The organism is Streptomyces sp. NBC_01465, from assembly GCF_036227325.1.
In the GTDB taxonomy this organism is placed as follows: domain Bacteria; phylum Actinomycetota; class Actinomycetes; order Streptomycetales; family Streptomycetaceae; genus Streptomyces.
In genome coordinates, this window is sequence record NZ_CP109467.1 from 7348678 (window position 1) to 7373745 (window position 25068).

Below are 25068 nucleotides of genomic sequence, written 5' to 3' on the forward strand. Positions count from 1 at the left end.
GGCGGGGTATGCATCACGAACAGCCGTACCCTCGGCGCGAGTCGGTTCGCAGCATCGAGTGGACGACCATGTCCCGCCGCTCGCCGCCGATCTCCTGCCAGCTCCGCAGCAGCCCCTCGCGCCGGAAGCCGGCCCGCTCGGCGGTACGCAGCGACCCCGTGTTCCACGGCTCCACGTGCAGTTCGAGGCGGGGGATCCGCAGCTCGTCCAGCGCCCAGGCGGCGACCGCCCCGAGCGCGGCGGATGCGGCTCCGCGGCCGCGCGCGGACGGCACGGTCCAGTACCCGAGGGACGCCCTGCCCTGTTCGAGATCGCGCAGCCACAGCCCCACCGTTCCCACCGCGCGCCCGTCGTCCCCGGCGACGACGAACGGGTACCCGCTGCGGGTGGCCGCCCGCGCCCACTGCCGGTGCACGAAGGCCACGCCCTCCTCGTCGGAGTACGGCGTGGGGACCGTGGTGACCAGCGGGATGTACGGGTCCGCCGATGCCTCCCGTACGAGATCGAGATCGGAGAGAGCCCAGGGCCGGAGCACATGTCCGGAGGCGGCGAGCACGGGCACTTCGAGCGGCTGATCCATGGGGGCATCCTGCCCGAACGGGCGCCCGCCGCCGACAGTTGACGCTGAGACGTCGGATGTCACACTTGCGTCAACTTGGCAGCTACGTTGCTAAGGCTCTGTACAGGCAGACCAGACGTCGCTATACCCGTCTCTCGGAACCTAGTCACCCGATGAATCCGAGAGAGGTGGAGACCGTGACACGACGTACGCGGCCGCGCCGTGCGGCAGCGGCAGCCGCGCTGACCGGGCTGATCGTCACCGGAGCCCTCACCGGCGCCGGTGCCGCGCCCGCAGGCGCGGCGGAAGACACGGCGGAGGACACGGCGTTCACGCAGGGCTTCGAATCGGGCGCACTGCCCGACGGCTGGCGCATCACCGAAGGGTCGTTCGGGCAACTCGTCACCGACAGGGCCCAGTTCCACAACAGCGCGACGCCCTACCTCCGCGAAGGCAACTGGCACCTCTCCACCCTGGAGACCCCCACCCAGACCCCCAGCGACGGCTACCGGGGCACCGTCGTCTCGCCCGCCTTCACCCTCACCCGGCCCACCGTGACCATGCTGGTCGGCGGCGGCTCGTCGGCCACGACCTATGTGGCGCTGTGCGCGTACGACGCAGCCGCGGCGGACGGCTGCGGACACGAGATCGCCCAGGCGCACGGCGCCAACTCCGAGGTCATGCAGTACCGCACGCTCGACGGCACCTCCGCCGTCGGCCGACAGGTCGTACTGAAGGTCGTCGACCACTCCACCGGCAGCTGGGGCCACGTCACCCTCGACGACATCCGCGCCAATGTTCCCCCTGCGGCCACCGCGCCCCGGGTGGACCGTACGAAGACGGCCGTGCACCTGACCTGGACCGCCGCCCCCGACCCGACGGTCACCGGTTACGCCGTCTACCGCTCCACGCAGCAGAGTTCGGGCTATACCCGGCTGGGCACGGCCACCTCGGCCACGTACAGCGACAGCACCGCGGGCGCCACCGGTACGTACTTCTACCGGATCGCCGCCGTCGACGCGGGCGGCGCCGAGTCCGAGCCCGTCACCACCCTCGCCCGCCCCTACACCGATCTGCGGGCGAAGGGCTCACCCGTCACCTACGAGGGCGACACGCTCAGCGACACCCGCTTCGCGGTCGGCCCGCTCGGTTCCGCCGGCATCGTGCAGGACGGCACCGGCGCCCGCCCCACCTGGTGGATCTTCAACAACATCGGGCAGCTCGCCTCCGGTGGCTGGCAGAACACCCCCGACACCTACACCAAGGGCAAGGTGCCCAACAGTTTCTTCGCCGTACGGGCCCAGCAGGACGGCGGGCAGCCCGTCGTCCGTGCGCTGCAGACCACCGGCGTCGGCGCGTTCCCGGCGATGAAGTCGCTGAAGTTCCAGGGCGAGTACCCGCTCGCCGACTACGCCTTCCAGGACGACCAGCTCCCCGTCCAGGTCTCCGAGAACGTCCTCAACCCGATGATCCCCGGAGACACCAAGGACTCCGCGATCCCCACCGCGATGTACCGCTTCACCCTGAAGAACCCGTCGGACAAGCCGGTCACCGTCTCCCTGCTCGCCTCGCAGCAGAACGCGGTCGGCTTCAGCGGCTACGACACCATCGGCGGCGCCGACGACCGGGTGGTCGCCGGGTACGGCGGCAACCACACCGAAGTCGCCTCCACCACCGGGGCGAAGCCCGCCACGAGCCTGCGGATGTCGGGTGCCACCGGCGCCGGCACCATGAACCTCACGGCGTACGGCGACGACATCTCGGCCAGCTCCTCCTGGGACACCCTGAGCACGCTCAAGGACGACCTCGCCGCCGACGGCGAACTGTCCGGCCCCGCCACCGCGGACAGCCCGGCCGCGCAGACCACCGTCGACGGGGCGCTGTCCGTCAAGGTCACCCTCGCACCGGGCGCGTCCAGGACCGTCCCGGTCAACCTCAACTGGCACTTCCCCGGCGCCAAGAACCCCAACGGGGGCGACGGCCGCCAGTACGAGAACTGGTGGACCGGCGCGGACGACGTCGCGGACTACGTCACCGCCCACTACGACCAACTGCTGGGCGACACCACCGCCTACCACGACTCCCTCTACAACACGAACATGCCCCGGTATCTGATCGACCGGGTCTCCGCCGCCACCGCCGTCCTCCACTCACCCTCCGTCTGGTGGGCCAGGAACGGCTTCTTCGGCGCCCGCGAAGGCTGGGGCTGCTGCCCGGGCATGCCCACCCATGTCTTCCACTACGCCCAGGCACAGGCCTGGCTCTGGCCGGAGGTCGGCCGGCGCTGGACCCAGCAGTGGCTCGACAACACCGACACCGCGGGCAAGATCCCGATGCGCTTCAGCGGCGACAGCAGCTTCACCATGGACGGCCAGACCGGCGTGATCCTCTCCGCGTACCGCACCTACGAGACGACCGACAAGGCCTGGCTGGACGCCAACTGGCCCACGGTCAAACGCGCCATGGACTACGTGGTGAACCTCGGCGACCAGGACCACGACGGCATCCTCACCGGCTCCTTCAACACCACCCTGGACGGCGGCGAGACCGGCAACGGCTCCTGGCTCGGCTCCCTGTACCTCGCCTCGGTCCACGCCTCCCAGAAGATGGCGGAGGCCGAGGGCGACACCGCGACCGCCGCCCTCTACTCCTCGATCTACGAGAAGGGCCGGGTCACCGGCGAGAAGGACTACTTCAACGGCGAGTACTACACGGAGATCAACAACGGCACCGGCGCCTCCTACGGCAACGGCTCCGAGATCGACATGCTGCTCGGCCAGTGGTGGTCGACCCAGCTCGGCCTCGGCGACATCTACGACACCGCGCACATGAACACCGCGGCGAAGAACCTCTTCACCGACAACTACCGGGACAACCTCCTGGGCGACACCCCCTACTCCGGGTACAACTACGCCCACCAGTTCCGCCAGTACGCCCTTGAAACCGACGGCGGACTGCAGATGACGACCTGGCCGCACCACGACCAGCCCTCCAACACCCCGCTCTACTACGATGAGTTGATGTCGGGCTTCGAGTACTCGGCGGCCTCCCTGATGCTCCAGCGCGGTCAGGTCGACGAGGGCCTCAAGGTCGTCAAGGCGGTCTCCGACCGCTACAACGGCGTGGCGCGCAAGGGCCCGTACATCAACATGAGCACCTGCTCCACAGGCGACGGCACCGGCAGCCCCTTCGGGGACGACGAGTGCGGCAAGTACTACGGGCGCACCCTCTCCTCGTACTCGCTGCTCACCGCGCTCCAGGGCTTCAGTTGGAACGCGCCGGAGGGGGCCATGGCCTTCAACCCGACCTGGCAGCCCGAGAACCACAAGTCATTCTTCTCCACCGGCGACGCCTGGGGCACCTTCACCCAGAAGCGCACCGGCGGCAAGCAGACCGACACCCTCCAGGTCAGGCACGGCAGCCTTGACGTGCGCACCCTCACCCTCAAGGTGCCCGAGGTCAAGGGCACGCTCACACTCAAGGGTGTCGGCAGCAAGGGCCCCCTCCAGGGCGCGCAGTTGAAGCGTGACGGCGACACGGTCACCGTCACGCTCGCTGCGGCACACACCTTCGCGAAGGGGGAGAAGCTGACCGTCACGCTCGGCTGAGCGGGGGCAGGCGTCCGCCGAACTCGTCCATGAAGCGGTCCACCATGGCGAGTTCGGCGGCGTCCAGCGTCCAGCCGGGCGCCCTGCAGTGCGCCGAGGCGAACCAGCCGCGGCGCACCGAGATCGCCTTCTCCGCGGCCACGATCAGCTCCACGTGCTGCATCCAGTACGAGAGGTACGGCAGCAGCGCGGAGTGCAGGGCGAGGGCGGCCGGCCGGTCGTCCTCGTGCCATGCCCGCCAGATCTCCTGGTACAGCTCGGTGAACGAGCATCCCGGCTGGACTCCGGCCGCACCGCGCCGGAGCGCGTCGGGCAACTGCAGCCCTGCGTAGCCGACCAGCGCGGGGAGCTCCAGCGCGCTGATGAGCCGGCCCGGCGGCGCCGACTCCACCTTCACGTAGCCGAGGTTGGGGTGGCGCCCGGCCAGTGCGTGGATCGCGGCCGCGTCCAGGCTCGTCCCCGTCTGCGCGGGCGCGTACTGCAGGACGACCGGCAGCGGAGCCACCGCGTCCAGTACGGCACCGAGATGGGCCAGCACCGCATCGCGGGAGGGGCCGAGGAGGTACGGCGGCAGCAGATTGAGGGCGCCCGCGCCTCGTTCCGCGGCCCGCCGGGCCACCTCCACCGCCACCACGGTGGCATGGTCGGGCACCGAGACGACGGCGGTGAACCCCGCCACCCCCGCGGTCGCGCCGAGCAGCCGGTCGGTCAGCAACTCCCGCTCCGCGCCGGTGAGTTTGTGGAACTCCGAGGCGTACCCGGGAAACATCACCGAACCGACACCCGTGGCGAGCACCGCCTCCACCACCCGGTCGAAGCCGGGCAGATCGAGCGATCCGTCGTCCAGGAAGGGCACTTCGAGTACGGGGCTCACTCCGCCGATCGTCATGGTCAGAACGCCTTTCGCGGTACGTCGCTGCCGCTGGACCCGACCAGGAAGTCCAGGTCGCACCCCCGGTCCGCCTGGAGCACATGCTCGACATGGAGCCGGGTGAATCCGCGCCCCGCGCCCTTCGGCGGCGGCGGAGCGGTCCATTGCGCCCGCCGGGCCTCCAGCACCTCCGGCCCGACCAGCAGATCGAGCCGGCGCGCGGGGACGTCGAGGAGGATCCGGTCGCCGGTCCGCACCAGCGCGAGCGGCCCGCCGACGGCCGACTCCGGGGCCACGTGCAGGATGCAGGTCCCGTACGCCGTCCCGCTCATCCGCGCATCGCTGATCCGCACCATGTCGGTGACCCCGGCCTCCAGAAGCCTGCGGGGGAGCGGGAGATTGCCCGCCTCCGGCATCCCCGGATAGCCGCGCGGGCCCATGCCCCGTACGACCAGGACGGTGTCGGCGGTGACCTCGAGCTCCGGGTCGTCCGCCGCGGCCGTGTACTCCTCCAGCGAGTCGAAGACCAGCGCGGGCCCCTCGTGGACCAGCAACTCCTCTGCCGCGGCGGACTGTTTGACGACCGCCCCGCCGGGCGCGAGGGTGCCGCGCAGCACGGCGATTCCGCTGCCCGCGGCCTGCACGGGGTCGTCCACCGTACGGATCACGGCCGCGTCGTACACCTCGGCGTCCTTGCACTCCACGGTCAGCGGGCGCCCGGTGACGGTGAGCGGCGTCGGATGCAGCAGTTCGCGGATCCGGGTGACCAGTGCGGGCACCCCGCCCGCGTACGCGAACTCCTCCATCAGGAAGCGGCCGCTGGGCATCAGGTCGACCAGCAGCGGAACGCGGCGTGCGATGCGGTCGAAGTCGTCCAGTTCCAGGGGTACTTCGGCCCGGCCCGCGATGGCCAGCAGATGCAGCACGGCATTGGTGGAGCCGCCGATCGCCGCATTGACGACGATGGCGTTCTCGAAGGCCTCCCGGGTCAGGATCCGCCCCGGCGTGAGCCCCTCGCGGGCCAGCTCGACGGCCCGCGCACCGGTCTCCTCGGCCAGTACGGTGCGTCGCGCGTCGACGGCGGGCAGGGCCGCGCCGCCCGGCAGCATCATGCCGAGCGCCTCCGCGAGACAGGCCATGGTGGAGGCGGTGCCCATGGTCATGCAGTGCCCGGCCGAGCGGTTGAGGCAGGACTCGAAGTCGGTGAACTCCCGCTCGCCGATCCGCCCGGCCCGCAACTCCTCGCTCATCCGCCAGATGTCGGTCCCCGAGCCGACCGCCGTGCCCTTGAAGCGGCCGTTGAGCATCGGCCCGCCCGTCAGCACGATCGAGGGAAGATCGGCGCTCGCCGCGCCCATGATCGCCGCCGGGGTGGTCTTGTCACAGCCCGTCAGGAGCACGGCGGCGTCCAGGGGGTTGGCGCGCAGCGCCTCCTCGACGTCGATCGCCATCAGATTGCGGTACATCATCGAGGACGGCCGCAGAAAGGGCTCGCCCGGCGAGAACACCGGGAATTCCAGGGGCAGTCCGCCCGCCCGCAGGATGCCGCGCCTGACCGCGTCCGCCAGACCCGTCAAGTGCCGGTTGCAGGGCGTGAGATCGGACGCGGACTGGCAGATGCCGACGACCGGCTGCCCGTCGAACGCCCAGGAACCGAGGCCGGTGGCCCGCAGATGGTGCCGGGCTATGAACCCGTTCTTGATGTCCCCGCCGAACCACTCGCGGCTGCGCAGATTCTTGTCGATGTCCACCTCGGCAACTTAGCAGCTAGGCTGCATAGCGGTCACAACTTTGGAGAGATCTCTCGTCGGGTAGCTGCTTATCTGTTAAGTACGTGGCATGCATAGATTCCCTCGCGCAGGCATGCTCCTGGCGGCAACTCTGGCGCTGTCGCCGGTCGTTGTGCCCCAGGCCGCCACGGCGGCCGAGACCCCGACGGGTCCCCTCGTCATCGGCTCCGGTGCACTTCAGGTGCGTACCGGAGTCGACTTCCCGTACGTCGTCGACTACCAGGACCGCGCCACCGGCGCCGTCGTCGACGGCCGGAGCACCCCGCTCCACACCGTCGTCCTCAACGGAAAGCCCTACCAGGCGGACGGGAAGGCGACAGTCCACGGATCCACCGTCACCTACCGGCTGACCTTCCCCGGCCTCGACGGCGTACGGATCGACGCACAGCTCGGCGTCAGCGGCACCCAAGTCACCTTCCGCATCACGAAGATCACCGACACCGACGCCTTCCGCATCGGCACCATCGACATCCCCGGACAGAACCTGCTGTCCGTACGCGGCGACCAGCCCGGCGCCCATGTCACCGCAGCCCGCGTCGACCCCGACAAGAACGGCCACGGCGACACGTTCACCGCCGTCACCGACGACACCCCCGCCGACGCGGCGCCGCAGGGATCGGCGTACGCCATCGTCAACACCGACCAGCTGGCGGCCGCGATCGAGACCAACTCCGTACAGGACACGGCCAGCAGCGAGAACACCCGCGTCCAGCGCCAGGCCGTGAAGACCGGCTCCACCACCGAGGTCGGCGTCTCCAGCGGCCAGTGGACCTACCGCGCCAAGGGCTCACCCTTCACCGAGGAACTCCCCTGGGCGAAGGTCGTGATCACCGGCGACCGCAACACCGACCACAAGGTCGACTGGCAGGACGGCGCCATCGCCTTCCGCTCCATCGGCGTCAAGGCCAAGGGCGCCGACGAGACCCCGGACCGCGTGATCGCCCACATCCCCTTCAACTTCGCCAGCTACGCGAGCAACCCCTTTCTGAAGACCCTCGACAACGTCAAACGCATCTCGCTGTCCACCGACGGCCTCGGCCAGCTCGCCATCCTCAAGGGGTACGCACAGGAGGGCCACGATTCCGCCCACCCCGACTACGGCGGCAACTACAACACCCGCGCCGGCGGCCTCGCCGACCTCAACGCCCTGGCGAAGGAGGGCAAGAAGTGGGGCGCCTCCTTCGGCGTCCACGTCAATACGACCGAGGCGTACCCCGAGGCGAAGAACTTCAGCGACACCCTCGTCGACCCCAAGGCGAAGGGCTGGGACTGGCTCGGCCAGTCGTACTACATCGACCAGCGCCGCGACCTGACCAGCGGCGATGTCGCCAAGCGCTTCCAACAGCTGCGCGACGAGACCGACCCCAACCTCAAGTTCCTCTACATCGACGTCTACTACTCCCACGGCTGGGTGTCGGACCGGCTGCAGAGCGAACTCCGCAAGCAGGGCTGGGAGATCGGCACCGAGTGGGGCGACAAGATGGAGCGCTCCTCCCTCTGGTCGCACTGGGCGAACGAGCCGAGCTACGGCGGCGACGCCAACCGCGGCATCAACTCCCAGGTCATCCGTTTCATCCGCAACGGCGAGAAGGACGTCTGGATCGACAACCCGCTGCTGGGCTCCGCCAACATCAAGGAGTGGGAGGGCTGGGGCGGTCAGAGTGACTGGACGAAGTTCTACGCGAACATCTGGAACCGCAACCTGCCCGCCAAGTTCCTCCAGAAGCAGCGGATCACCGAGTGGACCGACCACGAGGTGAAGCTCACCGGAGGCGTCCGCGTCAGCGATGCGACCGGCACCCGCCAGGTCTACGTCGGCGACGACAAGGTCCAGGACGGCGGCGCCTACCTCCTGCCCTGGGACGGCGACAAGGCCTACCACTGGAACCCGGCGGGCGGCACGACCACGTGGCCCGTACCCGCGCAGTGGAAGCACGAGCAGTCGGTCACCCTCTACCGGCTCACCGACCAGGGCAAGGTGAAGGTCGCCACGCTCCCGGTGCAGGACGGCAAGGTCGCGCTCACCGCCGACAAGGGCGTCGCGTACGTCCTCTACCGCGACCGGGCGAAGAAGACCCCGGCCCCCGCCTTCGGCCAGGGCTCCCACGTCACGGACCCCGGCTTCGACTCCGGCACCCTGAACGCCTGGAAGACCGACGGCACGGCATCGGTCCAGCGCAATGCCGCAGGCCAGTACGAGGCCGTGATCCCCGCCTCCACCACTGCGACCACTCTCGCCACCTCCCTCAACGGCCTGACCCCCGGCACGCGTTACGCCGCATCCGTCTGGGCGCAGGTGCAGCCGGGGAAGACCCGCAAGGTCACCCTCACGGCGGGCGGCGCCGACAACTGGATCGACCGCTCGACCGCCAAGGACGCCTTCGCCTACGACGACAAGGCCGGTACGTACTTCCAGCGGATCACCGTCCGCTTCACCGCCACCGCCAGGACCGCACGGCTCGTGGTCGCGGCGGATCCGGGTGACGCCCAGGTGAAACTGGACGACGTCCGGGTCGTCGCCACCACCAAGACGGAGCAGCAGGGCACCGTCGCCCACTGGGACTTCGAGGACAACGAACAGGGCTGGGGCCCCTTCGTCGAGACGGAGCCCGGCGGCCCGAGGACCGTACGCTCCGAGAAGCACGCCCCGTACACCCAGTCCGGCTGGAACGGGAATCTCACCGACCAGGTCCTGGACGGCAGTTGGTCGCTGAAGTCCCACGAGGAGGACCCGGCACTGCTCTACCGGACCGTGCCGCAGACCGTGCGGTTCCAGCCCGGCCACCGCTACAAGGTGTCCTTCGACTACCAGAACGCCTTCGCCGGCCAGTACGCCCTCTCCACCGGATACGACCGGGTCACCGCAAGCGGCTCGACGACTACGGAGACCGACCGGCAGCTCTTCGGGCAGCAGCGCACCACCGCCCGCTTCGACCACGAGTTCACCGCCGGGGACTGCGGCGACTCCTACGTGGGCCTGCGCAAGGTCGGATCGGGCGCCGACCAGTCCGACTTCGTCATGGACGACTTCACCGTGACCGACCTCGGCGCCACCGACGAGGCCACCCCCTGCGCGACGCTCGCCGTCGCACCCAGGGCGGGCAAGCTCGTCCCCGGCGGCGCCAACGACATCAACGTCACCTTCACCAACAGCGAGCGCACCGCGGCCACCGGCGTACGGACCGCACTGACCGTCCCCGTCGGCTGGACCGCCGCGCCGGCGACCACCGACACGCTCACCACCGTCGCCCCGGGTGCCTCGGGCACGGTGGTCTGGAAGGTCACCCCGCCCGCAGGCATCCCGGCGGGCACCTTCACCCTGAACGCGAGGGCCGACTACACGGCCGGCACCAAGCAGGTCTCGCTCACGGCCGCCGTCCAGGTCGCCACCGTGCCGCCGGACTATCTCCCGCAGGACCGGATCAGCATCGTCGACTTCGACAGCCAGGAGACGGAGGGGGAGAACACCCCGGCGGCCAACGCCCTCGACGGAGACCCGGCCACCTGGTGGGGCAGCGCCTGGTCGTCGACGACCGCGCCCTTCCCGCACCACATCACGCTGGACCTCGGGGCCTCGTACCACCTCAAGGAGTTCAAGTACCTGCCCCGGCAGAACCAGGCCAACGACCGGATCAAGGACTACGAGGTCTACCTCTCGTCCGACGGCGTCACCTGGGGGCAGCCGGCTGCCAAGGGCAGCTGGCCCAACAGCACGGACGAGCAGACCGTCGCGCTGGGCGGGCAGAGCGCCAGGTACATCAAGCTGGTCGGCCTCAACTCGGTGAACGGGCAGCCGTACGGTGGTGCGGCGGAGCTCAATGTCCTGACGCAGTAGGGGAGTTGCAGTACGGCCCTGCCCCCGCCGGGCAGGGCCGCGCCGTCAGTGGCCCGGCGCGTGCAGATCCTTCTCCGTCTCCGCAAGGTGTGCGTCCATCGCCGCCGTCGCGCCGTCCGCGTCGCCCGCCCGGACGGCGTCGAGGATCGCGCGGTGGGCGGCGACGGTCGTCTCGTGGCTGTCGCCGCGCCGGCTGTGGCCCGTGTAGCTGGCGATGCGCTGGTCGCGCAGGACGTCGGAGAGCGAGTCGAGGAGCAGGGAGAGCATGCCGTTGTCCGCCTGGGCGGCGATCTCGGCGTGGAAGGCGATGTCCAGATCGACGAACCGCTCCCGGTCGTCGGCCGACTCCGCCATCTCCGCGAGCAGCGCGTCGGCGCCGTCCAGCGAGACCTCGCCCGCGGTGTGCCGGTCGGCGGCGCGGTGGGCCAGGGCGCCCTCGATGGCCCGGCGGGCATCCATCACGTCGTCGTAACTCAGCGACTCCTGCCGCAGCCTGAAGCGGAGGATCTGCCCGAACACCTTCGCCGTGGGGACATTGACCCGCGCCGGGCGGCCCTGGCTGGAGACCAGGATCTCGCGGGCGGACAGGGTACGGATGGCCTCGCGGACCGCCAGCCGGTTGACCTCGAAGCGGGCGGCGAGCTCTCCCTCGGGCGGAATCACGTCCCCGGGCTTGAGTCCGGTCTCCTCGATCAGCGCGATGATCTCGTCGGCGACCTGGTCGGCCAGGGTGGTTCGGCGTACGGCCACGGTCGGCCTCCTCGACTACTGGGCAGCTAGGCTGACAAGTGTAAGGGTGGGGGCGGCAGTTCACTGCGGCGTTGCGGAAGAGGTGCACAGCATGGGTCGGTTGGCCGACAAGGTGGTCCTGGTGACCGGGGGAGCACGCGGCATCGGGCGGGCGATCGCGGAGACCGCGGCGCGCGAGGGCGCGACCGTCGTGGTGTTCGACCTGGACGCGCAGGCGGGCACCGAGGTGCGCGACGCGCTGGCCGCGGCGGGAGCGCCCGGTCTCGTACGGCAGGTGGACGTCACCGACAGCGCGGCCGTCGCTGCGGCGACGGACGAGGCGGTCACGGCGTACGGCGGGATCGACGTGCTGGTCAACAACGCGGGCCGCAATGTCTACGCGGACCCCGTCGTGATGACCGAGGCCGAGTGGGACCAGGTCTTCGACGTGGACCTCAAGGCCGCGTTCCTCTGCTCGAAGCACACCCTGCCGTCGATGATCGCGCGCGGACGCGGCGCCATCGTCAACATCGCGTCCCTGCACGCACGGCTCACCTGTACGGGCATGTACCCGTACGCCGCCGCGAAGGCCGGCCTCGTCGGCCTCACCCGGTCGATGGCGCTCGACGTCGCCCGCCACGGGATCCGCGTGAACGCGGTGAGCCCCGGCTACATCCGTACCGCCCTGGTCGACGAGTACTTCGCGCAGCACCCGGACCGCGAGGTGGAGCCCAAGGCGCTCGACGCCCAGCCGCTGGGACGGTTCGGGACCCCGGAGGAGGTCGCCGAAGTGGTCTGCTTCCTGGCCTCCGACGCCGCCTCGTACGTGACCGGCGCCGACTGGGCCATTGACGGAGGGCTCGGCGTGCGCTTCGCATGAAGTGACGGACAAGGGGCACGCGTCCGGTCCCTGCCCCGCGTTTGCGCGCCCGTGCCCGGCGCGGCAGGGTCGGAGAAGCGAGAGCGAGGAGGAGTTCCCGATGGCCATCGCTACGGTCAACCCCGCGAACGGCGAGACACTGCTGACCTTCGACGCGCTGGGGCCCGAGGAGATCGAGCAGCGGCTCGCCTCCGCGGCCGCGGCCTTCCGCACCTATCGCAACACCGCCTTCGAGGAGCGGGCGCGTCTCCTGGAGCGCGCCGCGGACCTCCTCGACGAGGACCGGGACGAGATCGCCCGCACCATGACCACCGAAATGGGCAAGCCCCTGGCGGCGGCCCGTGCGGAGGCGGCGAAGTGCGCGAAGGCCATGCGCTGGTACGCGCGCCATGCCGAGGAGCTCCTCGCGGACGAGCTGCCCTCGAAGGCCGACGTGAAGGACTCCGGCGCCGCCCGCGCCTACACCCGCTACCGGCCGCTCGGTGTGGTGCTGGCCGTGATGCCGTGGAACTTCCCGCTCTGGCAGGTCGTACGGTTCGCGGCCCCCGCCCTGATGGCCGGCAACGTCGGCCTGCTCAAGCACGCGTCGAACGTCCCCCAGACCGCCCTCTACCTGGAAGGACTCTTCCGCCGGGCCGGATTCCCCGACGGCTGCTTCCAGACGCTGCTGATCGGCTCCGGCGCCGTCGAGGCGGTCCTGCGCGACCCCCGGGTGGCCGCCGCGACCCTCACCGGCAGCGAGCGCGCCGGGCGGGCGGTCGCCGCGATCGCCGGGGACGAGGTGAAGCGGACCGTCCTGGAGCTGGGCGGCAGCGACCCCTATGTCGTGATGGCCTCCGCCGACGTCGAGAAGGCCGCGGACATCGCGGTCACCGCACGGATCCAGAACAACGGTCAGTCGTGCATCGCCGCCAAGCGCTTCATCGTCCACACGGACGTCTACGAAGCGTTCGTGGAGCGGTTCACCGGCAAGATGGCCGCGCTGACCGTCGGGGACCCGATGGAGGAGGGAACCGACGTCGGCCCGCTCTCCACCGAGCAGGGCCGCGCCGACCTGGAGGAGCTCGTCGACGACGCCGTACGCCGCGGAGCGACCGTGCTCTGCGGGGCCGAACGGCCCAAGGGGCTCGCCCTGGGCTGGTATTACGCGCCGACGGTCCTCGCCGGGATCACCCTGGACATGCGCATCCACCACGAGGAGACCTTCGGGCCCGTGGCGACGGTCTACCGCGTCGGCAGCATCGACGAGGCGGTCGTGGTCGCCAACGACACGCCTTTCGGGCTGAGTTCGAACGTCTGGACCCGCGACGAGGCGGAGACGGAGCGCTTCGTACGGGACCTCGACGCAGGGGGCGTATTCTTCAATGGCATGACCGCCTCCCACCCCGCGCTCCCCTTCGGCGGCACGAAGCGTTCCGGATACGGCCGCGAGCTCGCCGCCCACGGAATCCGCGAGTTCTGCAACATCACCACCGTCTGGCACGGCGCCGGCAACTGAACCGGCGGCCGCGGAGGGGATGAACCGCGCCGTCCGGGGCACCCGAGGAGACGCGGAACGCCCCCGACGGAAGGAACCTGCCGTGTTACTGGCCCACCCTGCTGTGCTGCGTGACCTGGTCGAGAGGTACGAGGCGCTCAGGGCGCTGCCCGCCGACGGCAGGACGCCGGAGGTACGAAGGAGGCTGGAGGACGTCACGTACACCCTCTGCGTCTCCACCGGTACGCGCACCCCCGAGGCCGCCCTGGTGGCGGCCGGCCGCCGGATGGCCGCCTCGGCCGTACGGCCCGCGCCCGTCGCCGGGCGACAGGACGTGATCGAGGCCGCCTGAGTCGGACCGGACGGACGCGCCCCCGCTCATCCCGCCGCAGGGATGCCGGGGGCTTCGTCATGCCCTCACGGGCTTCGGTAATTGCGTGGTAACTGCGCTCTCCTACGGTGCCGTCCGGCTCGTATCCGAGCCGGAGCCCATCGCCGCAAGGAGCGCGCCATGTCCACCGATCCGCATGCCGACCGGGCCGTCCACGCCCTGATCGACGCGGGCGGTGAGCCGTGGTCGCGCGTCAGGCAGCTGCTGGAGCGCCGCTGCGGGGAACTGCCGGACGCCTCCCTCATGGAACTGCACAGCTCCGATCCGCAGGTGTGCGCGGCCGTGCCCGGCTGGTGCGCCGGGCGCGGCGGAGTGGTGACGGCCCATGAGGAGCGCGACGGTGCCGCTCTGTTCTGGATACGGACTCCGTCGTCCCGTTCTGAGGAGAGATGATGAGATATCCCGTCCGAGTGTGTCTGGCGGCGGCCGTTGCCGTGGCCGGGCTCTGGGCGCCGGCCGCCAGTGCCGCCGTCCCGGCGGCCGCACCCCCGACGGCCAAGGCGGCCGACCCGTCGGCCGTGGTCAAGACAGCGACCGTCACGCTGGTGACGGGTGACAAGGTCACCGCCATCACCACCGCGGACGGGAAGACGGCCTACAGCGCCGTCCCCGCGGCCGGTTCGGCGCCCGGCACCTTCCTCACCCGCACCGACGTGGGCGGCGACAGCTACTTCTACCCGACCGATGTGATCGGGAAGGTCGGCACGGTCCTGGACCGGCAGCTGTTCAATGTCAGCGCCCTCATCCGCGACGGGTACGACGACGCGCACCGCGCCTCGCTGCCGCTCATCGTGCAGGACAGCACGGCGACCACCCCGAAGGTACTGACCGGTTCGGGCCCGCTCACCCGCAAGCGCACCTTCACGTCGCTGCACGCGCACGCCGCCGTACTCGACAAGAAGCAGGCCGGTGACTTCGGCGACGACATCGACCACGGCCTCGGCGGCGTGAAGAAGCTCTGGCTCGACGGGAAGACGAAGGCGGACGTCCTCGACCGCAACCTCACCCAGATCAACGCCCCGCAGGCCTGGGCCGCCGGAGCCAGCGGCGCGGGCGTCAAACTCGCCGTCCTGGACACCGGCGCCGACCCCACCCACCCCGACCTCGCGGGCCGGATATCGGAGTCCGAGGACTTCACCGGTACGGGATCGACCGTCGACGGCCAGGGGCACGGCACCCATGTCGCCGCGACCGTCGCGGGCAGCGGCGCGGGTGCACCCGGCGAGCGCTCCGGCGTCGCACCCAAGGCCGACCTGCTCATCGGCAAGGTCCTGGACAACACCGGCTCGGGCTCCGACTCGAGCGTCATCGCCGGGATGGAGTGGGCGGTCGCGCACGGCGCCCGCGTCATCAGCATGTCGCTGGGCAGCGGTCCCACCGACGGCACCGACCCGGTGACCACCTCGTTGGAGAAGCTCAGCGAGGACTCCGGCGCGCTCTTCGTCGTCGCAGCGGGCAACAACGGCCCGGGCGTCGGCACGGTCGCGGCCCCCTCCATCGCGCCTGCCGCCCTGTCCGTCGCCGCCGTCGACTTCGCAGGCGCCACGGCTTCGTTCTCCAGCCGCGGACCGGCCATGGCCGCCGGTGTGGTGAAGCCCGAGATCGCCGCCCCCGGCGTGAACATCGTCGCCGCCCGCGCCGCGGGCACCAACCTGGGCACCGTCCAGGCGAACCCCGACTACACCGCGCTGTCCGGCACTTCCATGGCGACACCCCAGGTGGCGGGCGCCGCCGTGCTGGTCGCCGAGGCACACCCGGACTGGAAGGCGGGCCAGATCAAGTCGGCGCTCATGGGCAGTGCCGCCAAGCTCACCAGCTCGGTGTACGACACGGGCGCGGGCCTCACGGACGCCGCCGCCGCGCTCAAGCAGAGCGTCGTCTCCGACGTCACCGCGGCCGACTTCGGCCGCATGGACGAGGCCGGGACGTCGACCCGTACGGTCACCTTCACCAACACCGCCTCGTCGGCGGCCACCCTCGACCTGGCGGCCTCGCTGTCCCGCGCCGACGGCACCCCGCCCGCCGGAATGACCACGGTCTCGCCGGCCACGCTCGACCTGGCCGCGGGCGCCAGTGGCACCGCGACGGTCACCGTGGACACCACGGGCACGCCCACCGGCACCTACAGCGGCGCGCTCACCGCGACGCCCGCCGGCGGTCAGGCCCTGCGCATCCCGCTGATCCTGGACCGCGCGACGACGGTCACCGTCAAGGCGATCGGCCGGGACGGCAAGCCCGCCATGGCCGACGTGGCCATGATGGACAAGGACAACGGCACCGTCGTGCAGGGCGGCATCGGCTCCACCGGGACGAGGGACCTCCGCGTCCCCGACGGCCGCTACATGGTGGTCGCCATGCTCCACTTCCAGATCGACGGGGTGCCTGCCCTGGCCCTGATGACCCTGGACCGCGCGGCCGACCAGAACGAAATCGTCCTCGACGCCCGTACGACCCGCCCCTGGACGGCGTCGGTACAGGGCTTCGACACCCGCGACGAACTCCTCGTCGGAAATCTCGGCCGGTTCTCCGACATCACCCACACCTACATCAACAACAGCGTCATCGCGGGCGGCGGCTACGGCCCGTTCCCCTCGAATGCCATCTGGATCAGCCCCACCGAGGGCCTGGAGGCGGGCACGGTGCACGTCGCCGAACACCGCCGGCTCGCCAACGCGGACAGCGATCCCATCAAGGGCGACGCCTCCACCATGTTCGACCTGACCTTCGCCGACGAGTCGGTGCCGGCCACCGGCCCGTGGCACCACCTGTCCCGCCAGGACGTGTCCAAGCTCGCCAAGGTGAAGGCCACCTACAAGGCGTTCAACGGTGACTTCCGCCAGCAGGAGGGCTCCACGGTCTACGGCGACGACATCTTCGCACTCAACACGACCTCCCCGTCGTTCATCACCACACCGCGGGTCCGTACCGAGTACATCTCCGCGGAGGGCCGCACCTGGACCAAGCTCAACTACCGGCGCACGATCCACCAGGTGATGGACTACGACCTCGTCTACCGGACCTTCGAGCCCGGAAAGACGACCCGCGACACCTGGTACACCGCCCCCTACACGGTCCGCGCCGCCGGCACCGCGACCGGTGGCCACCTCCAGCTGAAGGTCGACGACGCGGTCGACAACCAGGGACGGCTCGCCCAGTACGGCGACTTCGACTACCCGTCGAAGTGGCAGTCCGCGACCCGCCTCTACCGCAACAACGAACTGGTCGTCCAGGGTCAGTCCACCGCGATCGACCAGACCTTCACCGACAGCGGCGCCGCCGACTACCGCCTCGAGCGGACCTTCACCTCCGGCGGGATCTTCCCCATCGGCGGCGAGGCGAAGGGCACCTGGACCTTCCGTACGGACGGCTCGGCCACGGCCGCCCCGGCCAACCTGCTGAACGTCAACTTCGACGCGAACCTCGACAATTACAACCGCGCCCGCGCCGACCGCCCCCTGCTGCTCAGCGCCAAGGTGTCCGGCGCCCACGGCAAGCTCTCGAAGGTCAGGGCCTATGTGACCTCCGACGGCGGCACCACCTGGCACCAGGTCCTGGTCTGCTGCGGGATCAACGGCACGTACGGCTTCATCGCACCGCACAACACCCTGGTCAAGGGCGGCTTCCTCGGCCTGCGCCTGACGGCCACCGACGCCTCGGGCTCCACGGTCGACCTCGGCCTGCCGCGGGCGATCCCGGTCACCGCGAGCTAAGGAGCATGTGACTGGAGGTACTTGACCGTCGTCGGGTCGGCCGGGAGGAACGTCTCGATGGCCAGCTCGGCGACGGTCACGTCCATCGGAGTGTTGAACGTCGAGATGGACGAGATGAACGACAGCACATGCCCCTCGTGCTCGATCCGCAGCGGGAGCGCGAAGTACGGGTAGGGGTGCGGGTCCTCGCGGTCGTCCGGATCGCCGGAATCCGGCACCGGATACCCGGCCACCTCCTCGTACAGCTCCCGCAGCGGCCCGGAGCGGGCCAGTGCGATCTGGCGCTCCATCTGGTGCAGCAGATGCCCTCGCCATTCCCGCAGATTGCGGATCTTCGGGGCCAGCCCTTGCGGATGGAGGGTGAGGCGCATCGCGTTCAGCGGCGGCGCCAGCAGATGCTCCGGTACGCCGTCCAGCAGCATCGCGATCCCGCGATTGGCCGCGACCACCGTGTACGTGCCGTCCACCACCAGCGCCGGATACGGCTCGTAGCCGGTCAGCAGCCGCTCGATCCCCTCGCGCAGGGCCGCCATCGACGGATCGTCCAGCGCGGTCTGCGCGTACTGCGGCGCGTAACCCGCCGCCAACAGAAGGGAGTTGCGCTCCCGGACGGGGATGTCGAGATGCTCGGCGAGCCGAAGAATCATCTCCTCGCTCGGGCGTGAGCGGCCCGTCTCGATGAAGCTGATGTGGCGCGCGGACGAATCGGCGCGCAGCGCCAGATCCAGCTGGCTCACCTTGCGCTGCTCGCGCCAGCCGCGCAGCAGCGGCCCCACTCCCGTGCCGGTCGCAACAGTCGTCATACCGACTACCGTAAAGGCACGTGCCCGCAGGCTCAGGAGGGAGGACCGGCCGTGCCCACACAGCCGTTGTCGCAGAAGGAGATCGAGGACCGGCTGAGGGAGCTGCCCGGCTGGTCCCTGGAGGGCGACCGCATCGCCCGCACCTACCGGCTCTCCACGCACTTCGCCGCGACCGCGATGGTCGTCCATGTGGCGCAGATCCAGGAGGAGTTGGACCACCACTCCGATCTCACCCTCGGCTACAACACGCTCGCGCTCAGCGTGCACACGCACGACGCGGGCGGCGCCGTCACCGAGAAGGACTTCGCGCTGGCGCAGAGGGTCGAAGCCATCTCTTCCGTGCACGGTGCTGCCTGAGAGATCATCGGCGCATGCTCGACTACGACACCCAGGCCGCCCATTACGACGCGTCGCGCGGCGGCGTCCCCCGCGCCGAGGCCGCCGCGCAGGCGGTACAGCTGCTGGTCCCCGGCCACGCCCGCACCCTGCTCGACATCGCCTGCGGAACGGGGATCGTCACCGAGCGGCTGCGCAGGCCGGGGCTGCGCGTGTTCGGTGCGGACGCCTCGTACGGCATGGCCCGCAAGGCCGCCGACCGGGTGCCGGGCGCGGTCGTGCTCGGTGACGTACGGCAACTGCCGTTCCCCGACGCCTCGTTGGACGCGGTGAGCGCGGTGTGGCTGCTGCATCTGGTGCCGGAGGCCGAGGCGGTGGTGGCCGAGGCGGCGCGGGTGCTGCGGCCCGGCGGGGTGTTCGTCACCACTGTCGACAAGGACGCGGCGCACGACGTCGGCAGCGACATCGACGCCGTGCTCGCCCCGCATCTGACGACGCTCGCCTTCGACCGGTCCGACCGCATCGAGGCGTACGGAGCCGCGGCCGGCCTCTTCCCCGTGGGCGAGACGCGATTCGCCGGGCACGGCCAGGGCCGCTCCCCTCGGCGTACGGCCGCAGCCCTGCTCGAGGGTCAGTACGCCTCACGGATCGCCGCCCGGGGCGCCGAGGCCGAGGCGCTCGCGGAGAAACTCACCGCGCTCCCCGACCCCGACGCCCCGCGCCCCGACCCCGCCTACCGGCTTCTGGCGCTCAGTCGCGCCGAGTGAGGTCCATGACCCAGTTGGTGAGCCAGGTCTTCCCGCCGTCCACGGAGAAGGCCTGCTCCCAGCGCGGAGTGCCCTCGTTCATCCCCGACCAGGTGAAACGGACCTTGACGTCCTTGCCGCCATGGGTGTCGTCGCCGTAGAACTCGCCCCGCCCGGCGTCGGTGAAGCGCCCCGTCACGGGCGGGAAGAGCGTGCCCGTGCGCTTGCTCGCCCAGTACAGCGACCACTCCTTGCGCTCCGTGTCGAACAAGCGCAGCGTGAGCCCGGCGAAGCCCTTCGTCGGGAAGTCGATCTCGTCGAAGTTGGCCCCGCCGTCGAAGTGGCGGCTCCCGCGCGACGTGGCGGCGAACTCCTCCCAGGCGCTGGTCTCGTCGAGGAAGTCCGTACGCCATCGGTTGGCGACGTCCCAGCTGCCGATGAGGAAGTCGAACTCGTTCATGAGCGGTCTCCAGTGGTGCCGTCGGGGAGGGAATCGGCGAGATAGGCATCGAGATCCGGGCGCTCGGGCACCATCATGTGCCGCACCCAGGCGTCGCGTTCATGGACGATCGGCGGCAGCTCCCACACACAGCCGATCCACGACCGCTCGCGGTCGAGCTTGATGAAGTGGGCCGGGTCGAGGTCGGGGCAGTCGAGCTCCGGCTGCCCGGCCGCGGCCCCGCCGAAGTGCAGGACGTTGTCCCACACCCAGCTGTACGCGTTGAGATACGCGCCCGTGTCGCCGCCCCGGTGCACCACCACGAAGGTGGCCGGGGGAGTGGTGTCGGGCGGCGGGAGCAGCTGGGGGAGAACGGCGTACGCGGCCTTCTCCACCTCGGGCTCGATGCCCGCCGGGTCCGCGGTGACGTGATAGCGCTTGATGCGCCGGCCGGCCACCTCGATCGGTGGCAGGGAGGTCAGGAACTTCTCTGCGAAAGTCATGAGTGGAAGGTAGAACCGCTTCACTGACATCCTATGTCAGTGAAGTCCAGCCGTCTTGTCTCGATCCTTCTGCTGCTCCAGACCCGGGGGCGGATGACCGCCGCCCAGCTCGCCGAGGAGCTGGAGGTGTCGGTCCGTACCGTCTACCGCGACGTCGAGGCGCTGCACGCCGCGGGCGTCCCGCTCTACGGGGACGCGGGGCACGCCGGCGGCTACCAGGTCCTGGCGGGCTACCGCACGAAGTTGACCGGCCTCAACACCGGCGAGGCCGAGGCCCTCTTCCTCTCCGGGATCCCGGGCCCCGCCGCCGAACTCGGGCTCGGCTCGGTCCTCGCCGCCGCCCAGCTGAAGCTGCGGGCCGCGCTCCCGGAGGAGCTGCGCGGGCATGTCGACCGGATGCAGTCCCGCTTCCATCTGGACGCGCCTGGCTGGTACGCGAAGGACGAACCGGTGCCGTTCCTGCAGGACGTCGCCGATGCCGTCTGGAACGGGCGGGTCATCGAGGTCCGCTACCGGCGCTGGAAGGAGCCGACCGAGGTGGACCGGCGGCTCGAACCGTACGGCCTGGTCCTCAAGGCGGGGCGCTGGTACGTGATCGCGGGTCCGTGGCCGCGCACCTTCCGCGTCGACCAGATCCTCCAACTCTCGCAGTCGGACGAAGAGTTCACGGTCCCGGACGGCTTCGACCTGGCCGCCTACTGGCAGCAGTACCAGGCCGACTTCCGGGCGCGGCTGCAGCGCGGGGAGGCCGTCGTACGGCTGACACAGCGGGGAGCGGAGGCGCTCGCCGTCGCCTGGGATCCGGACGCGGACGGCCGGACCACCGCCACCGTGCCCATCGAGTCCGTGGACCACGCCCACGGCGAGTTCCTGAAACTGGGCGCGGACGTCGAGGTCGTCGAACCGGCAGAGCTGCGCGACCACCTCCGCGAGACGGCCGCGCAGCTCACCGCGCTCTACGCCCCCTGAAGGTCCCAGGCCCCTGACGCCGCCGCATCGCGCGCGAACTCCGCGAAGTCCCGGGGCTCGCGGCCCAGCACCCGCTTGACCCCGTCGGTCGTGGCCGCGTTGTGCCCGTCGAGGAGCGTCGTGAACAGCCCCGCCAGCCACTCCGCCTCGGGCCCCGGCATTCCGTACTCCTGGAGCGCGTGCGCGTACTCCTCCTCGGAGACCGGTACGTAGCCGATCTCGCGCCCCGTCGCCCGCCCGATCTCCGCCACCACCTCGGCGAAGGTCAGCAGTCGGGGCCCGGTCACCTCGTGCACCAGCCCCTCGTGCCCCTCCTCGGTGAGGGCGGCCACGATCACGTCCGCCAGATCGTCCGCGTCGATCCACGGCTCGGCGGTGTCGCCGCCCGGGAAGGCGACCTCACCGGCGAGCACGCCCTCGATCATGGGGCCCTCGCTGAAGTTCTGGGCGAAGAACGAGGCCCGTACGACGGTGAGTCGGGGGAACGACTCGCGCAGCGCACTCTCCGCCCCGGCCGCCTCCGGCTCCCCGCGCCCCGACAGCAGCACCAGCCGCCCGACCCCCGCCCGGGCCGCGATCCGCCCGAAGCTGCGCATCGCCGTGTCCGCGCCGGGCGCCGCGAGGTCGGGGTAGTACGCCACGAAGGCCGTGTCCGCACCTTCCAGTGCCGGGCCCCAGCTCCCCTCGTCCTCCCAGTCGAAGCGGACCGCACCCTGCCGCGAGCCGGCCAGCACCCGCACCCCGCGGGCGGCGAGCCGCTCACTCACGCGGCGACCGGTCTTCCCGGTCGCGCTCGTCACCAACACTGTTTCCTGCTGCGTGTTCTCCGTGTTCGTCATGTGTCCAGCGTCGTGCGTGAGCGGCACCTTCTCCATGCTCCAGAGACGCACCCGCATACGTCTGCGTCTACGCTCCTCCTCCATGGACGCACTCGCCGGACTTCTGGACGGACCGAGGGCCCGGGGGGCCTTTCTGCTGCGCATGGTGATGGAGCCGCCCTGGTCGGTACGGATCGAGGACGAAGCCCCGCTCTGTCTGATGACCATGGCCAAGGGCGAGGCCTGGGTGATCCCCGAGGCCGGGAACGCGATCCGGATGCGCCCCGGCGACGTGGTCGTCGCGCGCGGCCCCGAGCCGTACACCGTCGCCTGCGCGGCCGACGCCGAGCCCAGCTGGCTGATCGGCCCCGGCGGGAGCTGCTCCACCCTGCGCGGGGAGCCGCTCTCGGTCTCGATGGACCTGGGGGTGCGGACCTGGGGCAATACCGCAGACGGCTCGGCCGCCATGCTGGTGGGGACCTATCTGATGGGCGGCGAGCTCACCCGCCGGCTCCTGGACGCGCTCCCCGGGCTGCTGATCCTGCCCGCCGACGAGTGGAACTCCTCCCTGATGCCGCTGCTCGACGAGGAGATCTCCCGCGACGAACCGGGCCAGAGCGTGGTCCTCGACAGGCTGCTCGACCTGCTCCTGATCGCGGTGCTGCGCGACTGGTTCTCGCGGCCGCAGGCGAAGGCCCCCGCCTGGTACCGGGCGATGGGCGACCCGGTCGTCGGCCAGGCGCTCCGCCTGATGCAGAACGACCCCGCACATCCCTGGACGGTGGCGCTGCTGGCCACCAGGACGGGAGTGTCGCGGGCTCAACTCGCGCGCAGGTTCAGCGAGTTGGTGGGGGAGCCGCCGATGTCGTACCTCACCGGCTGGCGGCTCGCACAGGCGGCGGATCTGCTGCGTACGACGGACGTGACCGTCGAGGCGGTCGCCAGAAAGGTGGGCTACAGCGGCTCGTTCGCGCTGAGCGCGGCCTTCAAACGGGTGCGCGGCATCAGCCCGCAGGAGCACCGGACACAGGCGGACATCCGCTAGAAGGAGAAGCCCTCGGCGGCCTCGTCGGGGGTGACCCCTTGCCGGCGCCCGGGAACATCGTGGACGGCCGCCGCGCCCTCGGAGCGGAGCTGGTCGGCACTGGCGTCACGCGTCATGATCGCGGCGTAGGTACGGACATCTGTGGCGGTGACGTCCGGGCGTCCTCGCTCGACGTGCTGTTGCAGGAGGTCGGTGACGTCATCGGTGAAGCGCAGCATCGTCACCGGCACGTCGAAGCGCCGGGCGATGGCGAGGAGGCGTGCGCGGGCCTGCGGAGTGACGTTCGTCGATTCGGCGACCGCTGTCCGTCCTGCCGCGAGCCTCGCGACGATCCTGCGGTCCCGTTCGTCGAAGATGCGGGCGTCCACCGCGTCCGAGCCGGCCTCGGCGAGCGGGTCGCCGGAGAGCTCCGCGCGGATCTCGTCGCTGGACACCACGGATTCGGCATCGATCCGGCGCTGTGCGACCAGTGCCCGTACGAAACTCGTCTTGCCCGAGGCCGGTGCTCCGACGAGCACGACGAGTCCTGCCAGGACACGGACGGGCGCGGCGTTGCTCACGGTGCGGGACCTTTCGGGGCGGCGGGCGCAGAACGCCGCCCGGCTGGGGAGCCGGACGGCGTTCGGGGCGGTGCTGGTGGTGTGATCAGGCGCCGAGGTTGAACTCGGCCGGGTCGGGACCCAGTCGCTTGCCCTCGTCGAGCGCGGTGATCGCGGCCAGGTCGTCGGCGTCGAGCTCGAAGCCGAAGACGTCGATGTTCTCCTGGATCCGGGACGGGGTCACGGACTTGGGGATCACCACGTTGCCGAGCTGCAGGTGCCAGCGGAGCACGACCTGGGCCGGGGTGCGGCCGTGCTTCTGGGCGATCGCGACGATCGTCGGGACCTCCAGGAGGCCCTTGCCCTGGCCCAGCGGCGACCAGGCCTCGGTCGCGATGTTGTGCTTGGCGTGCACCGCGCGAAGGTCGGCCTGCTGGAGCTGGGGGTGCAGCTCCACCTGGTTCAGGACCGGCACCACGGAGGTCTCGCCGAGCAGGCGCTCCAGGTGGTCCGCGGGGAAGTTCGAGACGCCGATGGCCTTGGCGCGGCCGTCCGCGTAGATCTTCTCGAAGGCCTTGTACGTGTCGACGTACGCGTCCTTGGCCGGGACCGGCCAGTGGATCAGGTACAGGTCGACGTGGTCGAGGCCGAGCTTCGAGAGGGAGTCGTCGAAGGCGCGCAGGGTCGAGTCGTACCCCTGCTCGGTGTTCCACAGCTTGGTGGTGACGAAGAGCTCGTCACGGGCGATCCCGGAGGAGGCGATGGCCTTGCCGGTGCCCTCCTCGTTGCCGTAGATCGCCGCGGTGTCGATGGAGCGGTAACCCGCCTCGAGCGCCGTGCCGACGGCCTTCGTGGCCTCGTCGTCGGCGACCTGCCAGACGCCGAAGCCGAGCTGCGGCATCTCGACGCCGTTGTTGAGGGTGATGAAGGGGACCTTGCTCACGAGCGGTCGGTTCCTAACGTCGTCGTCGGTTGGTTCTCTCTCATGGTCAACGAAGATGCGGATCCCATCATTCCCGT

The 25068-nt window shown here is 70.6% G+C and carries 21 protein-coding genes; 11 read left to right on the forward strand and 10 right to left on the reverse strand.

Annotated features, from left to right (window positions below):
• Positions 1 to 13: 13 nt before the first annotated feature.
• Positions 14 to 580: a GNAT family N-acetyltransferase gene (locus tag OG707_RS34350; RefSeq protein ID WP_329125379.1), complete on the reverse strand. Its 567-nt coding sequence runs from the start codon at positions 578 to 580 to the stop codon at positions 14 to 16.
• A gap of 176 nt (positions 581 to 756) precedes the next feature.
• On the opposite strand from OG707_RS34350, the gene OG707_RS34355 reads away from it, so the two are divergent.
• Complete coding sequence (locus OG707_RS34355; protein WP_329125382.1) at positions 757 to 4167, forward strand: GH116 family glycosyl-hydrolase; 3411 nt, start codon at positions 757 to 759, stop codon at positions 4165 to 4167.
• Here OG707_RS34355 and OG707_RS34360 read toward each other — a convergent pair.
• Positions 4154 to 5056 (reverse strand): dihydrodipicolinate synthase family protein, encoded by a 903-nt coding sequence (locus OG707_RS34360; RefSeq protein ID WP_329125383.1) that lies wholly within the window; start codon positions 5054 to 5056, stop codon positions 4154 to 4156. The two genes, OG707_RS34355 and OG707_RS34360, sit on opposite strands and share 14 nt — an antisense overlap.
• A 2-nt stretch (positions 5057 to 5058) precedes the next feature.
• Positions 5059 to 6789, reverse strand: a complete 1731-nt coding sequence (locus tag OG707_RS34365) for an IlvD/Edd family dehydratase (protein WP_329125385.1) — start codon at positions 6787 to 6789, stop codon at positions 5059 to 5061.
• 112 nt (positions 6790 to 6901) lie between these two features.
• On the opposite strand from OG707_RS34365, the gene OG707_RS34370 reads away from it, so the two are divergent.
• Complete coding sequence (locus OG707_RS34370; protein WP_329125386.1) at positions 6902 to 10663, forward strand: endo-alpha-N-acetylgalactosaminidase family protein; 3762 nt, start codon at positions 6902 to 6904, stop codon at positions 10661 to 10663.
• 45 nt (positions 10664 to 10708) lie between these two features.
• Here OG707_RS34370 and OG707_RS34375 read toward each other — a convergent pair whose 3' ends face one another.
• Positions 10709 to 11413, reverse strand: a complete 705-nt coding sequence (locus tag OG707_RS34375; protein WP_329125388.1) for a FadR/GntR family transcriptional regulator — start codon at positions 11411 to 11413, stop codon at positions 10709 to 10711.
• A gap of 91 nt (positions 11414 to 11504) precedes the next feature.
• Here OG707_RS34375 and OG707_RS34380 point away from each other — a divergent pair, with 91 nt between their 5' ends.
• The 5 genes from OG707_RS34380 (at position 11505) to OG707_RS34400 (ending at position 17850) form a co-directional block, all read left to right on the forward strand.
• Positions 11505 to 12272, forward strand: a complete 768-nt coding sequence (locus OG707_RS34380; protein ID WP_329125390.1) for an SDR family NAD(P)-dependent oxidoreductase — start codon at positions 11505 to 11507, stop codon at positions 12270 to 12272.
• 100 nt (positions 12273 to 12372) lie between these two features.
• Positions 12373 to 13770, forward strand: a complete 1398-nt coding sequence (locus OG707_RS34385) for an NADP-dependent succinic semialdehyde dehydrogenase (RefSeq protein ID WP_329125391.1) — start codon at positions 12373 to 12375, stop codon at positions 13768 to 13770.
• 82 nt (positions 13771 to 13852) lie between these two features.
• Entirely contained in the window at positions 13853 to 14101 is a 249-nt protein-coding gene (locus OG707_RS34390; protein ID WP_329125393.1) for a DUF5133 domain-containing protein, read from the forward strand.
• 159 nt (positions 14102 to 14260) lie between these two features.
• The gene (locus tag OG707_RS34395) at positions 14261 to 14533 is read left to right on the forward strand and encodes a sulfurtransferase TusA family protein (protein WP_329125395.1); all 273 of its coding nucleotides are present in this window, start codon (positions 14261 to 14263) and stop codon (positions 14531 to 14533) included.
• A complete protein-coding gene (locus OG707_RS34400; RefSeq protein ID WP_329125397.1) occupies positions 14533 to 17850 on the forward strand; it encodes a S8 family peptidase in 3318 nt (1105 codons plus the stop codon). The genes OG707_RS34395 and OG707_RS34400 overlap by 1 nt, the downstream gene beginning before the upstream one ends.
• Here the strand turns inward: OG707_RS34400 and OG707_RS34405 are convergent.
• The gene (locus OG707_RS34405; protein ID WP_329125399.1) at positions 17847 to 18653 is read right to left on the reverse strand and encodes a helix-turn-helix domain-containing protein; all 807 of its coding nucleotides are present in this window, start codon (positions 18651 to 18653) and stop codon (positions 17847 to 17849) included. The two genes, OG707_RS34400 and OG707_RS34405, sit on opposite strands and share 4 nt — an antisense overlap.
• A 51-nt stretch (positions 18654 to 18704) precedes the next feature.
• Between OG707_RS34405 and OG707_RS34410 the strand changes: the two genes are divergently transcribed.
• Both OG707_RS34410 and OG707_RS34415 read left to right on the forward strand, forming a co-directional pair.
• On the forward strand, positions 18705 to 19010 hold the full coding sequence (locus OG707_RS34410) for a 4a-hydroxytetrahydrobiopterin dehydratase (RefSeq protein WP_329125402.1): 306 nt from the start codon (positions 18705 to 18707) through the stop codon (positions 19008 to 19010).
• A gap of 14 nt (positions 19011 to 19024) precedes the next feature.
• On the forward strand, positions 19025 to 19756 hold the full coding sequence (locus OG707_RS34415) for a class I SAM-dependent methyltransferase (RefSeq protein ID WP_329125404.1): 732 nt from the start codon (positions 19025 to 19027) through the stop codon (positions 19754 to 19756).
• Here the strand turns inward: OG707_RS34415 and OG707_RS34420 are convergent.
• Both OG707_RS34420 and OG707_RS34425 read right to left on the reverse strand, forming a co-directional pair.
• Positions 19740 to 20195, reverse strand: coding sequence for a hypothetical protein (locus OG707_RS34420; RefSeq protein WP_329125406.1), 456 nt, complete (start codon positions 20193 to 20195; stop codon positions 19740 to 19742). The two genes, OG707_RS34415 and OG707_RS34420, sit on opposite strands and share 17 nt — an antisense overlap.
• Positions 20192 to 20677, reverse strand: a complete 486-nt coding sequence (locus OG707_RS34425) for a hypothetical protein (protein ID WP_329125408.1) — start codon at positions 20675 to 20677, stop codon at positions 20192 to 20194. Before OG707_RS34425 ends, OG707_RS34420 begins: the two co-directional genes overlap by 4 nt.
• Before the next feature lie 39 nt (positions 20678 to 20716).
• Between OG707_RS34425 and OG707_RS34430 the strand changes: the two genes are divergently transcribed.
• A complete protein-coding gene (locus OG707_RS34430) occupies positions 20717 to 21646 on the forward strand; it encodes a helix-turn-helix transcriptional regulator (RefSeq protein WP_329125410.1) in 930 nt (309 codons plus the stop codon).
• Here the strand turns inward: OG707_RS34430 and OG707_RS34435 are convergent.
• Complete coding sequence (locus OG707_RS34435; RefSeq protein ID WP_329125412.1) at positions 21634 to 22485, reverse strand: NmrA family transcriptional regulator; 852 nt, start codon at positions 22483 to 22485, stop codon at positions 21634 to 21636. The genes OG707_RS34430 and OG707_RS34435 overlap by 13 nt on opposite strands.
• 82 nt (positions 22486 to 22567) lie before the next feature.
• Between OG707_RS34435 and OG707_RS34440 the strand changes: the two genes are divergently transcribed.
• A complete protein-coding gene (locus tag OG707_RS34440) occupies positions 22568 to 23509 on the forward strand; it encodes an AraC family transcriptional regulator (RefSeq protein ID WP_329125413.1) in 942 nt (313 codons plus the stop codon).
• On the opposite strand, the gene OG707_RS34445 is transcribed toward OG707_RS34440, so the two are convergent.
• Together OG707_RS34445 and OG707_RS34450 are read right to left on the reverse strand one after the other, a co-directional pair.
• The gene (locus tag OG707_RS34445; RefSeq protein ID WP_329125415.1) at positions 23506 to 24069 is read right to left on the reverse strand and encodes an ATP-binding protein; all 564 of its coding nucleotides are present in this window, start codon (positions 24067 to 24069) and stop codon (positions 23506 to 23508) included. The two genes, OG707_RS34440 and OG707_RS34445, sit on opposite strands and share 4 nt — an antisense overlap.
• 85 nt (positions 24070 to 24154) lie before the next feature.
• Entirely contained in the window at positions 24155 to 24991 is an 837-nt protein-coding gene (locus tag OG707_RS34450) for an aldo/keto reductase (protein ID WP_329125417.1), read from the reverse strand.
• Positions 24992 to 25068: the final 77 nt, after the last annotated feature.